Origin of the sequence: Leifsonia sp. EB34 (genome assembly GCF_041260585.1) — a bacterium.
Taxonomy (GTDB): Bacteria; Actinomycetota; Actinomycetes; order Actinomycetales; family Microbacteriaceae; genus Leifsonia.
Window position 1 is genome coordinate 142,139 of the sequence record NZ_JBGCCV010000003.1, and the last position, 13,317, is coordinate 155,455.

The 13,317-nt window shown below is 70.3% G+C and carries 13 protein-coding genes; 8 read left to right on the top strand and 5 right to left on the bottom strand.

Annotated elements, in window-relative coordinates; translation table 11 throughout:
- Nucleotides 1-54: 54 nt before the first annotated feature.
- The gene (locus ABIA36_RS17780) at nt 55-2,175 is read right to left on the bottom strand and encodes a transglycosylase domain-containing protein (protein ID WP_369963902.1); all 2,121 of its coding nucleotides are present in this window, start codon (nt 2,173-2,175) and stop codon (nt 55-57) included.
- A 189-nt stretch (nt 2,176-2,364) separates the two neighbouring features.
- Here ABIA36_RS17780 and ABIA36_RS17785 point away from each other — a divergent pair, with 189 nt between their 5' ends.
- The 4 genes from ABIA36_RS17785 to ABIA36_RS17800 all read left to right on the top strand — a co-directional run bounded on the left by ABIA36_RS17785 (nt 2,365) and on the right by ABIA36_RS17800 (nt 7,325).
- Complete coding sequence (locus ABIA36_RS17785; RefSeq protein ID WP_369963903.1) at nt 2,365-3,552, top strand: LLM class flavin-dependent oxidoreductase; 1,188 nt, start codon at nt 2,365-2,367, stop codon at nt 3,550-3,552.
- A gap of 38 nt (nt 3,553-3,590) precedes the next feature.
- The gene (locus ABIA36_RS17790) at nt 3,591-4,286 is read left to right on the top strand and encodes a CE1759 family FMN reductase (RefSeq protein WP_369963904.1); all 696 of its coding nucleotides are present in this window, start codon (nt 3,591-3,593) and stop codon (nt 4,284-4,286) included.
- 69 nt (nt 4,287-4,355) lie between these two features.
- Complete coding sequence (locus ABIA36_RS17795; protein WP_369963905.1) at nt 4,356-5,771, top strand: DUF2252 domain-containing protein; 1,416 nt, start codon at nt 4,356-4,358, stop codon at nt 5,769-5,771.
- 60 nt (nt 5,772-5,831) lie between these two features.
- On the top strand, nt 5,832-7,325 hold the full coding sequence (locus ABIA36_RS17800; protein WP_369963906.1) for a glycosyltransferase family 2 protein: 1,494 nt from the start codon (nt 5,832-5,834) through the stop codon (nt 7,323-7,325).
- A 34-nt stretch (nt 7,326-7,359) separates the two neighbouring features.
- On the opposite strand, the gene ABIA36_RS17805 is transcribed toward ABIA36_RS17800, so the two are convergent.
- A complete protein-coding gene (locus ABIA36_RS17805) occupies nt 7,360-7,779 on the bottom strand; it encodes an organic hydroperoxide resistance protein (RefSeq protein ID WP_369963907.1) in 420 nt (139 codons plus the stop codon).
- Between the two features lie 103 nt (nt 7,780-7,882).
- Here ABIA36_RS17805 and ABIA36_RS17810 point away from each other — a divergent pair, with 103 nt between their 5' ends.
- On the top strand, nt 7,883-8,161 hold the full coding sequence (locus ABIA36_RS17810; protein WP_369963908.1) for a hypothetical protein: 279 nt from the start codon (nt 7,883-7,885) through the stop codon (nt 8,159-8,161).
- Between the two features lie 10 nt (nt 8,162-8,171).
- Here ABIA36_RS17810 and ABIA36_RS17815 read toward each other — a convergent pair whose 3' ends face one another.
- Nucleotides 8,172-9,095, bottom strand: a complete 924-nt coding sequence (locus ABIA36_RS17815) for an SDR family NAD(P)-dependent oxidoreductase (RefSeq protein ID WP_369963909.1) — start codon at nt 9,093-9,095, stop codon at nt 8,172-8,174.
- 4 nt (nt 9,096-9,099) lie between these two features.
- Nucleotides 9,100-9,414 (bottom strand): chorismate mutase, encoded by a 315-nt coding sequence (locus ABIA36_RS17820; protein ID WP_179604467.1) that lies wholly within the window; start codon nt 9,412-9,414, stop codon nt 9,100-9,102.
- A gap of 92 nt (nt 9,415-9,506) precedes the next feature.
- Between ABIA36_RS17820 and ABIA36_RS17825 the strand changes: the two genes are divergently transcribed.
- The 3 genes from ABIA36_RS17825 to ABIA36_RS17835 all read left to right on the top strand — a co-directional run bounded on the left by ABIA36_RS17825 (nt 9,507) and on the right by ABIA36_RS17835 (nt 11,742).
- Nucleotides 9,507-9,947, top strand: coding sequence for a polyketide cyclase (locus ABIA36_RS17825; protein ID WP_369963910.1), 441 nt, complete (start codon nt 9,507-9,509; stop codon nt 9,945-9,947).
- Nucleotides 9,944-10,384 carry a MarR family winged helix-turn-helix transcriptional regulator gene (locus ABIA36_RS17830; RefSeq protein ID WP_369963911.1) on the top strand — a complete coding sequence of 147 codons (441 nt, stop codon included), beginning with the start codon at nt 9,944-9,946 and terminating at the stop codon, nt 10,382-10,384. Before ABIA36_RS17825 ends, ABIA36_RS17830 begins: the two co-directional genes overlap by 4 nt.
- Before the next feature lie 74 nt (nt 10,385-10,458).
- The gene (locus ABIA36_RS17835; protein WP_369963912.1) at nt 10,459-11,742 is read left to right on the top strand and encodes a GNAT family N-acetyltransferase; all 1,284 of its coding nucleotides are present in this window, start codon (nt 10,459-10,461) and stop codon (nt 11,740-11,742) included.
- Between the two features lie 180 nt (nt 11,743-11,922).
- Here the strand turns inward: ABIA36_RS17835 and ABIA36_RS17840 are convergent, their stop codons facing one another.
- Entirely contained in the window at nt 11,923-13,209 is a 1,287-nt protein-coding gene (locus ABIA36_RS17840; RefSeq protein ID WP_369963913.1) for an adenylosuccinate synthase, read from the bottom strand.
- Nucleotides 13,210-13,317: the final 108 nt, after the last annotated feature.

Here is a 13,317-nt window from a genome sequence, read left to right on the forward strand (position 1 = left end):
CGTCGAGGCTACTGCCCGCCACCGACGCCGACCGGCGGAAATCGGACGCGGCGGCTACTCGCGCACGGGACGTACGGAGGCCTCGGGGAAATCCTCCCCCGGGTGCACTTTGTTGGCGGCCGTCATGTACTGCTTCCAGACCCGGTGGCGGAGCTGGTCGGCCTGGATGCCGCCGACCGTGGACCGGCGCAGCGACACGCCCCCCGTCACGTTGCCGACCCAGACCGCGGTCGTCAGCCGGGTGGTGGAGCCGACGAACCAGGTGTCCTTCTCGGAGTCGGTCGTGCCGGTCTTGCCGAAGACGGGAATGCCGTCGCCCGGGTTCGAGGGCGCGCCGGTTCCGCCGCCGCGGGTGACGCTCTGTAGCGCCGACGCCATTGTTGCGGCCACCTCCGGGCTCACGGCCTCCGAACAGGAGGATGCCGGTACCGGGACCTCGGCGCCGTCCGGCCCGACGATCCGGTCGATCGCAGCGGGCGCGCAGTAGACGCCCTTGTTGGCGATCCCGGCGAAAGCCGCCGCCATCCGCAGCGGCGAGACCTCGTTCGTGCCGAGCACGTCGGAGACGTAGGAGGTGAGCGGCTTGCCGTCGGCGCGCTTCACGCCGAAGGCCTCCGCCGTCTTGCGGATCTCGCACTGGTCGAGCTTCTGCGCCATGGAGAAGTAGGCGCCGTTGACCGAATTCGCGGTCGCCGACCGCACCGAGATGTTCCCCGGCTTCTGACCGCTGTCGTTCTTGGGGGAGTACGGGCCGCTGCTCGATCCCTGGCAGCTGTCCTTGAAGGAGGACAGGTTGAAAGCGCGCGAGTCGCCGTTGACGACGTCGTTCAGCGATCGCCCGTCCTTGAGCCACTCGGCGAGCGTGAAGACCTTGTAGGTGGAGCCCGCCTGGAAGCCGCTGGACCCTCCATAGTCGCGATCGGTGCTGTAGTTGACGGCCGTGTTCTCCGGGGACGCCTCGTCCTGGTCGGCGTTGAAGTCCTTGTTCTGCGCCATCGCGAGGATGCGTCCGGTGCCAGGCTCCACGGTGACCAGCGACGATCCCAGGTCGAGCACCTCCGTGGTGCGCGGAACATACGCCTCGACCGCGGCGACGGCGGAGGCCTGGAGGTCGAGGTCGAGCGTCGTGTAGATGTCGTAGCCGCCGCGCTTCAGGGTGCTGCGCTCGGGGTCTGTCGGGTCGGGGAGGAGCTTCTCGTTCTCGATCACCCGCTGCACGTAGTCGCAGAAGAAGCCCGCGCCGAGCGGATTGGCGGTGACGCAGCCGGTGGACGGCGGCGTGATCTTCGGCTCGATCGGGGTCGCGACCGCCTCGTCGTGCTGCGCCTGCGTGATCCGCTTCTCCTCCAGCATCGCGGCGAGGACGTCGTTGTCGCGGCGGAACTTGTTGTCGCCGATGTTGTCCGGGTCGTCGATGCGGAAGTCGTTGGGCGCGTTCACGGTCGCCACGAGGGCGGCCGCCTGCGGGAGCGTCAGATCGGCCGCGGTCACGCCAAAGTAGTACTCCGCGGCGGCCTCGATGCCGTACACCGAGCCGCCGAAGTGCGCGATGTTGAGGTAGCCGAGCATGATCTGGTCTTTCGGGAGGGCCTTCTCGAGCCCGATCGCGAGGCGCATCTCACGGAGCTTGCGGTCCATCCCGGTCTTGGTAGCCTCCTTATAGGCGGCCGCGCGCTCGCCCTTGTCGCGGATCGCCTCGGCACGTTGCACCAGGATGTTCTTGACGTACTGCATGGTGATGGTCGAGGCCCCGGAGTCGACGTTGCCGGAGGACGCGTTGCCGATCGCGGCGCGCAGTGCGGACGGGATGTCGACGCCCCCGTGCGTGTAGAACCGCGGGTCCTCCGTGGAGGTGAGCGCGTCCTTCACGAACGGGGAGATGTCCTCCCACGCCACGTTCTTGCGGTTCTGGTCGTAGACCGACGCGAGCAGCACCGGCTGGCCCTCGCGGTTCTTCGCGTAGATATCGCTCGTCTGCGCCAGCGCGTCCACCGTCAGCGCCTCCGGCATCGTCTCGAAGAGGTGGATGCCGGTCTCGGTCGCGACTCCCGCCACCGCGACCACCGGCGCCACCATCGCGCTGACCAGCACACCGGCGGTCGCGCTCAGCCCGACGAAGGCCGCCGCGGCCGCACCGCGTCGACGTGGATGTCTCGTGTTCTCTTGCTCCCCCATGGAGCCAGCTTGCCCGATCCATCTGAGAAAAGCCTGACGTGTGATATACACATCGCCCGAAGTGCGAGGCTCCTGGCTCACCTCCGGCCGATGCGCCATGCTGATGCCAGCCCGCCGGGAATACCTCCAGCCCGGTGACGTTATATGCGTTTGCATAGATACGGCGAGAACGAACCTGAGGAGCCAGCAATGCAGTACGGAATCTTCTCCGTCAGCGACATCACGCGCGACCCGGTCTCCGGCGAGACCCCGAGCGAGGCGGAGCGCATCGACGCGATCGTGAAGATCGCCACGCACGCGGAGGAGGTCGGGCTGGACGTCTTCGCGATCGGCGAGCACCACAACCCGCCGTTCTTCTCCTCGTCGCCCACGACGCTGCTCGCCCACATCGCCGCCCTCACCGAGCGGCTGATCGTGACGACCTCCACGACGCTGATCACCACGAACGACCCGGTGCGACTCGCCGAGGAGTACGCGATGCTCCAGCACCTCTCCAAGGGCCGGATGGACCTCATGCTCGGCCGCGGCAACACCGGCCCGGTGTACCCGTGGTTCGGTCAGGACATCCGCCAGAGCCTGCCGCTCGCGCTCGAGAACTACAACCTCCTGCACCGGCTGTGGCACGAGGACGTCGTGGACTGGGAGGGCAAGTTCCGCACACCGCTGCAGGGCTTCACCTCCACCCCGCGCCCGCTGGACGACGTGCCGCCGTTCGTCTGGCACGGCAGCATCCGCACCCCGGAGATCGCCGAGCAGGCCGCGTTCTACGGCAACGGCTTCTTCGCGAACAACATCTTCTGGCCCAAGGAGCACTACCAGCGCCTGATCGCGTTCTACCGGGAGCGCTTCGAGCACTACGGCCACGGCACCGCGAAGCAGGCGATCGTCGGCCTCGGCGGCCAGGCCTACATCGCGAAGACCTCGCAGGAGGCCAAGAAGGAGTTCCGCCCGTACTTCAACGAGGCCCCCGTCTACGGCAACGGCCCGACGATGGAGGAGTTCACGGACGCGACCCCGCTGACCGTCGGCAGCCCGCAGGAGGTCATCGACAAGACGCTGACCTTCCGCGAGTGGGCGGGCGACTACCAGCGCCAGCTCTTCCTGATGGACCACGCCGGCCTGCCGCTGAAGACCGTGCTCAAGCAGCTCGACCTGCTGGGCGAGGAGGTCATCCCGGTGCTCCGCAAGGAGACCGAGGCCCGCAAGGACCCGCAGACGCCCGAGGCTCCCACGCACGAGTCGCTCGTGAAGGCGAAGTACGGCGACGCGGCCCCGCGCCAGCCGCGCCCGAACGCCAACCGCGGCGACAACGTGACCGGCGCCTCCCCCTACCAGGACTCGTCGGACGAGGTCCGGGCGCAGTACCCGGGGCTCTGAGCGCCGAGACGATCCGAACGATTGTGAAGAAGGACACCATGACCAGCACCGACCAGCGCCCGTTCCGGGTGGTCGTCGTCAACGCGGGCGTCAGCGACCCGTCGTCCACCAAGATGCTCGCCGACCGCCTCGCCCTGCGCGTGGAGGCCGCCGCCCAGCGCGACGGCCACACGGTCGAGACACTGAACCTCGACCTCCGGGAGCTCCTGCCCGAGCTCTCCGGCGCGCTCGCGTCCGGCCACCTCGGCCCGCGCTTCACGGCGGCGATCGAGGCGCTCGCGTCGGCCGACGGCATCATCGCGACCGCCCCGGTTTACAAGGCGGGCCCGAGCGGGCTGTTCAGCTCCTTCTTCCAGGTGCTCGACAACGACCTCCTGATCGCGAAGCCGGTTGTCCTTGGCGCGACGGCGGGAACCGCTCGGCACGCGCTGGTCGTCGACGAGCAGATGCGATCGATGTTCGCCTACCTCCGCACGATGACGGCGCCGACCTCGGTGTTCGCCTCGACCGAGGACTGGCAGGACAACGCCCTCGGCAAGCGGATCGACCGCGCGGCGCGCGAACTGGTCGTGCTCATGGAGACCGGCGTGGAGGCCCGCATCAAGGACACCTCCTGGAACAGCTACCAGCACGAGTTCGGCTCGGCCGGCGGGAACGAGCTGGGGATCGACCTCGGGTCTGACCTGATGCGGCTCGCTGCGGGCGGGACGCTGGGCGGGGCTGCGCGGGCCTGACCCGCATCATCATCGGCTGCTTCTCGCCGTAGGCTGGTGCCGCGCACGAGCCGGGCGGAGGAGCAGCCGATGACAGCTGAAGAGGGCCACCTCCGTCTCGACCACGACGCGATCCACAGCGCCGCCGATCTCTTCCGGGCCGGAAAGGACGCCCGCTCGCGTGTCCCGCGGAGCCGCCACGGCGACTACGCACCGGCGGCCGATCGCGACCCCGTCGGCATCCTGAAGCGACAGCACCAGCACCGGGTGGCCGAGCTCATCCCGCTGCGGCTGGAGCGGATGACGACGAACCCGTTCGCCTTCTACCGGGGATCGGCGGCGATCCAGGCCGCCGACCTCGCGCCGGAGCCGCGGACCGGCGTCGACGTGACCATCTGCGGGGACGCCCACCTCGCCAACTTCGGGCTCTTCGCGTCGCCCGAGCGCAGTCTCGTCTTCGACCTCAACGACTTCGACGAGTCGGCCTACGGGCCGTGGGAGTGGGACCTGAAGCGCTTCGTGGCGAGCGTCGTGCTGGCGGCACGCCAGCGCGGCTTCGGGGAGCCGGAGGTCAGGATCGCCGCCCTGGAGGCCGCCGCCGCCTATCGCATCGGCCTCCGGCAGATGATGCGGCTCGACGTCTTGGAGCGCTACTACGTCCGCGCCGACGTGAGCAGGTTCCGGAGCGCCGTGAGCTCTCAGCAGGTGCTCGACCGTGCGATCGAAGCCGCGTCCCGGCGCACGTCCGCCCGGGTCGTCCGCAAGATCACCCAGCGCGGCGCGGACGGCGCGATGACGATCGTCGAGAACCCGCCGCGGCAGACCCATGTGCCCGAAGCGACCGAGCAGAACGTGCTCGCGATCCTTCGCACCTATCTGGAGACCGTCCCGACGGACATCGCGGTGCTGCTGTCGCAGTACGTGCCGACGGACGCCGCACGCCGCGTCGTCGGCGTCGGCAGCGTGGGAACGCGGTGCTACATCATCGTGCTCACCGGGCCCGCCGGCGAGCCGCTGGTGCTGCAGGTGAAGGAGGCGAGCGAGTCCGTCGCCGTCGAGTTCGGCGGGGCCCCCGCCGGGCGCTCGCCCGAGTTCGACGACCACGCCCACGACGACGAGCACGGCCACCGGGTCGTCGGCAACCAGCGGGTGCTGCAGGCCGTCAGCGATCCGTTCCTGGGCTACGCCCGGCAGGACGGGCACGCGTTCTACATCCGGCAGTTCCGCGACCACAATGTGTCGATCGACACGGAGGAGCTCGACTTCCGGCCGTTCGCCGACTACGTCGACGCCTGCGGCACCGTGCTCGCGCGCGCCCACGCGCAGTCCCCCAACGCCCCGTTCATCGCGGGATACCTGGGGAGCGGCACGACGTTCGACATCGCCGTGGTCGAGTGGGCCCTCGCGTATGCCGATCAGGCGCACGCGGACTACCTCACGGTTCGCCAGGCGGTCGCGGACGGCGAGTTCTCCGCGGCGGCCGCTCCCGCACCCCTTCCCACCTAGCCGCGCCGGTCCCCCGGGGCAGAACGCCCGGTAGTGTGGGAGGGACGGAGGGGAGCCCGCGTGGACGTGCTCGGCGTGCTGGAGTGGATCGGCGTCGTGGTGTGCCTGATCCTGGCACTGACGGGACTCATCCCGGTGGTCGCGGCCGCGGCGACGTTCGTCGTCATCCCGTTCCACGCCTGGATCAACCACTACAAGAAGGCCGCGCCCTACCTCCCGCGCGTCGCCATCGTCGTGCCCGCCTGGAACGAGGGCGCCGTGATCGGGGCCTCCATCGACCGGCTCATGGCGCTCGACTACCCCAAAGAGGCTCTGCGCATCTACGTGGTGGACGACGCCAGCACCGACGACACCCCCGTCGTCGTCGGCAGCCGGGCCGAGAAGTATCCGGGCAACGTCTTCCTGCTGCGCCGCGAGCAGGGCGGCCAGGGCAAGGCGCACACCCTCAACCACGGCATCGAGCGCATCCTCGCCGAGGACTGGATGGAGGCGCTCCTCATCATGGACGCCGACGTCATCTACCTGCCCGACTCGCTGCGGCGAATGACCCGGCACCTCGCCGACCCCGAGGTCGGGGCCGTCTCCGCGTACATCCGCGAGGGCAGCCGCGACCGCAACTACCTCACCAAGTTCGTCAGCGTGGAATACGTGCTCTCGCAGCCCGCCGCCCGGCGCGCGCAGAACGTGCTCGGCGCGCAGGCCTGCCTCGCCGGCGGCGCGCAGCTCCACACCCGCGAGAACCTGATGGCCATCGGCGGCCGGGTGGACACCTCCACGCTCGCCGAGGACACCATCACGACCTTCGAGACGCAGCTGCACGGCAAGAAGGTCGTGTTCGAGCCGCACGCGCACGTCCTCGCCGAGGAGCCGCGCGCGGTCGACGCGCTCTGGAAGCAGCGGCTGCGCTGGGCGCGCGGCAACGTGTCCGTGACGGCGCGGTACTCCAAGGTCTGGTTCCGGCCCTCGCGGGTCCACCACCTCGGCGCGTGGACGTTCGGCATCGTCTGGTTCAGCCTGTGGCTGCTGCCGCTGATCATGGTGACGTCCGCGATCGGGCTCGCCGGGCTGCTCTTCCTGCAGAACGAGCTGGCCGCGAACGTCTTCCGTGTGCTCTGGATCTCGGCGGCGCTCGCCTACCTGTTCGTGCTCATCCTCGGCTCGCTCACGGATGCCAGGACCAGTCGCAAAGAGCTGGGGCACATCCTGCTGTTCCCCGGCATCATCAACATGATCGTGATGATCACGGCGCTGTTCCCGCCGATCACCCTGGTGTGGCTGCCTGGCCTGTTCGGGATCACGCTCAGCACCGAGGCGCTGTTCATCCTGACGCTCGCGATCTACATCTGGATCCCGTTCTCCATGGTCGTCGCGTGGCTCGCGCGACGGTCCGAGCGCACCCGCGCGGGACGCTGGCTGGCCCCGACGCTGATCTACCTGGCCGGGTACGGCTCGCTGCTCTGCGCGATTACGTTCGACTCGTATCTCAAGGAGCTCGCCGGCGCCGAAGCCCGCTGGGACAAGACCGAGAAGGTCGGGCGGGTCGCGGCGGACTGACGCCGCGACCGCACCGCGCTCCCGTCAGCTCCGGTCAGTCGACCAGCGTCAGCTTGACCGGGACGTTGCCGCGCGTCGCGTTGGAGTACGGGCAGACGTGGTGGGCCTTCTCCATCGTCTCCTCCGCGGTCTCCCGGCCGAGGCGCGGCAGGTAGACGTCCAGCTCGACGGCGAGGCCGTAGCCGCCCTCGCCGTTGGCGCCGATGCCCACGCTCGCCGAGACGGCGGCGTCCGAGGTGTCCAGCTTGCCGGCGCGGCCGACCGCGTGGATGGCGCTCAGGAAGCACGCGGCGAAGCCGGCGGCGAAGAGCTGCTCGGGGTTGGTTCCCTCGCCCGAGCCGCCGAGCTCGCGCGGCGGGCGGGTGTCCAGGTCGATCAGGTCGTCCTCGCTGCGGACGTGACCGTCGCGTCCGCCTCCGGAGGCGTGCGCGATGGCGGTGTAGGCGATGTCCATGAGGTACAGCCCAGTCGACCGGTCTGAGCGTCCGCTGAGAGCGCGGTCAGGATACTGATGTACGTGCATTCCGGTAGCGTTGCGTGCGATGAGAGTGCACGGCGTGACGCAGACCACTGAGACCCGCGAGCTGACCGCCGAGGCGGACGACGCCGAGACCGCACGCGCGCTCGTGAAGGAGCAGGTGCCACAGGGATTCGAGCTGCTGCAGGTGCACAACGCGATGCCCCGCGGCGGACGCGTGATCGCGACCGCGATCATCCGGGAGTCGGCGACGCAGCACATCGAGGCCGACGGGACCGACTACCCGGCCGCCCGCGACGCGCTGCGCGCCAAGGTGCCGGAGGGGCAGCGGCTGCTCTCGATCGTCGTCGACGACTGACGCGCACGGCTCAGCGGACCGTGAACTCCTGATCCGACGCGGCCTCCAGCAACGGCCACAGCCGGGCCCCGGTCCGCGGTGAGCGGGACGACCGCGCGGCGCGCCCGTTCGCGGGCGCACCCTTCGTGAGCCCGGCCGGCCCGAGGTAGTCGTCGCCGGTCACCGTGGGGTCGAGGACGGCGCGCACCGGGACCCACGCGCCGTGGTCCTTGCCCTGCGTCCACGCCGCCTGCAGGTTGTCGGCGAACCGTTTGGCGCGGCTCGGCTGGTTGACGCCGCGGATGCCGGGGGTGCGCCCGGAGGTCGAGTAGCCGGGATGGACGACCAGGCTCGTCACCCCGCTGCCCGCGGCGCGGAGCCGGCGCTCCAGCTCGAATCCGAACACCTGCGCGGCGATCTTCGAGCCCGAGTACGCCCGCCACGACGTGTACGACCGCTCGAGCTGGAGGTCGTCCAGCCGGAGCGAACCGAGCCGGGCGGCGAGCGACCCGAGCGACACGATGCGGGCGCCCGCGGTGCGCTCCAGGGCCGGCAGGGCGCGCGCGACGAGGCGGAAGTGGCCGAGCACGTTGGTGGAGAGGACCAGCTCGTTGCCGTAGCGGTCGGTGCGCCGCTCGCGCGGCGGGTGCACCATCCCCGCGTTGAGCACGAGGGCGTCCACGCGCTCGCGTTCGAGCAGGGCGGCGGCGAGGGCGTCGACGGAGGCGTGATCCGTTAGGTCGAGTGGCGTGGCCTCCACTCGCGCGCCGCGCACCCGGCGGCGGATCGCCGCGACGGCGGCCTCGGCGCGCTCGGGGTCCCGGCAGGCGAGCACGACGCGCGCTCCCGCCCGGGCGAGCTGCTCACCCGTGAAATAGCCGACGCCGGCGTTGCCGCCGGTGATGACGACGGTCCGGTCGTGGGCGTCGGGAAGCTCCGCGGGGTCCCAGGCCACCGCCCTACCGGCCGTTCTCGGACGCGATGCGCTCGTGGTGGTGGATGACCTCCGCCACGATGAAGTTGAGGAACTTCTCGGCGAACGCGGGGTCGAGGTGGCTCTCCTCGGCGAGGACGCGCAGGCGCTGGATCTGCTCGCGCTCGCGCTCGGGGTCGGCAGGCGGCAGGCCGTGCTCGGCCTTCAGTGCGCCGACCTGCTGGGTGAACTTGAACCGCTCCGCGAGCATGTGGATGACGGCCGCGTCGATGTTGTCGATGCTCTGCCGGATGCTCTGCAGCCGCTCCAGCGCCTGCACGGTCGACTCGTTCTCAGCCATGCTCCGACCCTACCGGGCGGGAGGGTTGCGCGGACGAGGATGACGACATACTCTATGCGTAGATCATCTACGCACAGAGAAAGGATTGCATCATGTGGACCACAGAGGAGATCGCCGTCACCACGCTGCCCCGTGAGCGGGTCTGGGAGGCCGTCCGCGACCTCCACACCGGGGAGCTGACCTACGACGGCGCCGACCGATTCGAGCTGCACGGGCCGTTCGCGGTCGGCACAGAGCTGACCGTGACGCCCGACGGCCAGGAGCCCATCCGCTCCCGCATCGACGTGTTGGAGGCGAACCGCACGTACGCCGACGTGACGGAGTTCGGCGAGGTGCGGCTGACCTTCCGCTACGACCTGGAAGACGATTCGGCCCGCACTCGGGTGCGCTACTCGCTCACCATCGACGGCGCAGGATCGGCCGCGGTCGGTCCCGAACTGGGCCCGCAGATCAGCGCCGACTTCCCCGAATCGCTCGCCGCCCTGCTGGCCGAGGCGGAACGCAGGGCGGAACGGAGCAGACTGGACGCATGACGGACTTCCCCGAGGGGCCGGCGACCAGCCCGGGCTTCCTCCTCTGGCACGCGACCCTGCGCTGGCAGCGGGCGATGGTGGAGGCGCTGCGGCCGCACGAGCTGACGCACGCCCAGTTCGTGCTGCTGGCCTCCACCTGGTGGGCGAACGGCCAGTCCGAGAGCCCGAGCCAGGCGCGGCTGTCGGAGCAGACCGGCTCCGACCCGCGGATGACGTCGGAGGTCGTGCGGCGGCTCGTCGCGAAGGGGCTGTTGGAGCGCGCGGCGGACCCGTCGGACAGCCGGGCCAAGGTGCTGCGCGTCACCGCGGCGGGCGCGGCGAGGGCGGAGGCGGCCATCGGGTCGGTCGAGGCGGCAGACGCTGCGTTCTTCGCGGAGGCGCAGGAGGCCGCGCCGGGCGCCCTCCTGCCGCTGCTGCACGCGATGGCGGGGCGGTGACGGGAGCGGCCCGGCGCTGAGCCTGCCCCTGACGGCCCTGTTCTGCCGTCGCACCGCCCCGATACGGTGGAGCAATGACCGAGACCCACCTCACCGCACCCCTTGACCAGCGCTCGGCCGCCGACCTGGCGGACGCCGGTCTCCGGCTCGCCCTCGTCGACGCGGCGGACACCGCCGCCATCGACGCGTGGATCGTGGCGGACTTCCGCGGCTTCCACGGGCGGCGGCCCAGCGAGGAGGTCCTCGAGGAGGCCAGGGGGAGCTTCAGCGGCCGCCGCACCACCGCGGTCTACGACGAGGGCGTGAGCACGCCGGTCGGCACGGTCAACTCATGGGTCGCGCCGCTGACCGTCCCGGGCGGCGGCAGCCTGGACGCCTGGGCGATCAGCTCCGTCACGGTCGCGCCGACGCATCGCCGACGGGGCGTCGCGACCGCGCTGCTCGGAGCGGAGCTGCGCACCGCGCATGCGCTCGGCGTCCCCGCCGCCATCCTCACCGTCTCGGAGTCCACCATCTACGGCCGCTGGGGCTTCGGGCCGGCCACCTTCGTGACCGGCTGGAGCGTCGACGTCAAGCGGGTCCGCTGGGCCGGCGCGCCGACGCCGGGGCGGCTGTCGTTCACCACGCCCGACGAGTACCGCGAGACCGGCCACGCCGTCCTCGCCGAGGCCATGGCCTCCCGGCACGGCGAGATCGGCCTCGAACCGTACCTGGCCGACCGCCTGATCGGCCCGCTGAAGGGGGACGACGAGCCGGCGCGCTACCTCCTGGTGCGCTACGACTCCCCGGAGGGGCGCCCCGAGGGTTTCGTCAGCTACGTGGTGCGCGGGGGCGAGGAGGACTTCTCCCGTCACGTCGTGGAGGTGAACTACCTGGCGGCAACGACGGACGCCGCGCTCACCGCGCTCTGGCGCTACCTCCTCGAACTGGACCTCGTCGCCGAGGTGAAGGCCTGGACGCGCGGAGTCGACGAGCCCGTGCAGCTCCTGGTGCAGGACATCCGCGGCGCCCGCACCACAAGCGTCCAGGACCACCTCTGGGTGCGGATCCTCGACGTCCCGGCGACCCTCACCGCCCGCCGCTACGAGAGCGACGGCGACCTCGTGCTGGAGGTCACCGACGGGCTCGGGTTCGCGGGCGGCCGCTACCGGATCATCGCCCAGGACGGCGAGGCGCGCGTGGAGCCGACCGCCGACGCTCCCGACGTCACCCTCCCGGTCGAGGCGCTCGGCAGCGTCTACCTCGGCCACGACCTGGCGCGCGGGCTGGCGCTGGCGGGGCGCGTCCACGGGGATGCGGAGGCGTTGGACCGGCTGTTCCGGACGGCGGTGCCGCCGCGGCTCAGCACGTGGTTCTGACGGGCGGAAGCCGGAATAGTGAGGTCGTTATTCCGGGTTATGGCGCGCAAGCCGGAATAGTGAGGGAGTTATTCCGGGTTAGGGCACGCAACCCGGAATAACGAGGTCGTTATTCCGGGTTACGGCGCGCGAACCGGAATAAGGGGTCACCCTTCTGTTCGCCCCTGACCGCTCGGCCTGTCAGTCGACCAGGTCGTGCCGCACCACGATCTCGTCGCGGGCCGGGCCCACGCCGATCGCGGAGATGCGGGCGCCGGAGATGGCCTCCAGGGCGAGCACGTAGTCCTGCGCGTTCTTCGGGAGGTCCTCGAACGTGCGGGCGCCGCTGATGTCCTCGGTCCAGCCGGGGAACTCCTCGTAGATCGGCGTCGCGTGGTGGAAGTCGGTCTGCGACGACGGCACCTCGTCGTGGCGCACACCATCGACGTCGTAGGCGACGCAGACCGGGATGCGCTCGATGCCGGTGAGGGTGTCCAGCTTGGTGAGCACGAAGTCGGTGACGCCGTTGATGCGGGCCGTGTAACGGGCGACCGGAGCGTCGTACCAGCCGGTGCGGCGCGGGCGGCCGGTCGTGGTGCCGAACTCGAAGCCGCGCTCGCGGAGGAACTCGCCCCACTCGTCGAACAGCTCGGTCGGGAACGGGCCGGCCCCGACGCGGGTCGTGTACGCCTTCACGATGCCGATCACCCGGTCGATGCGGTTGGGGCCGATGCCCGAACCGGTCGCGGCGCCGCCGGCGGTGGAGCTGGAGGAGGTGACGAACGGGTAGGTGCCGTGGTCGACATCCAGCATGGTCGCCTGGCCGCCCTCGAACAGCACATACTTGCCGTCCACGAGAGCCTCGTGCAGCAGCAGCGAAGAGTCGACCACCATCGGCCGCAGCCGTTCGGCGTAGCTCAGCAGCTCCTCGACGACCTCGTCCACGCCGATGGCGCGGCGGTTGTAGACCTTCACCAGCAGGTGGTTCTTCTGGTCGAGGGCGCCCTCCACCTTCTGCCGGAGGATGTTCTCGTCGAAGAGGTCCTGGATGCGGATGCCGACGCGGTTGATCTTGTCGGCGTAGGTCGGGCCGATGCCGCGGCCGGTGGTGCCGATCTGGCGCTTGCCGAGGAAGCGCTCGGTCACCTTGTCGATGGTGCGGTGGTACTGGGTGATCACGTGCGCGTTGGAGCTGACCTTGAGGCGGGACACGTCCACGCCGCGCGCGATCAGGCCGTCGAGCTCCTGGAACAGCACCTCGAGGTCCACGACGACGCCGTTGGCGATGACGGGCGTGACGCCCTCGGTCAGGATGCCGGACGGCAGGAGGTGCAGCGCGTACTTCTCGTTGCCGACGACGACCGTGTGACCGGCGTTGTTGCCGCCGTTGAACTTGACGACGTAGTCGATGCGGCTGCCGAGCAGGTCGGTGGCTTTGCCTTTGCCTTCATCGCCCCACTGGGCGCCGATGATCACGATCGCGGGCACGTTTCGTCCTCTCGAGGGTCGGGAGCGCGTCGGCCCCTCGCGGACGACCGTCGCACTCGATCCTATCGCGCCGGGTTCCGCAGCCTCCCCGAGGCGGAAACGAGCATT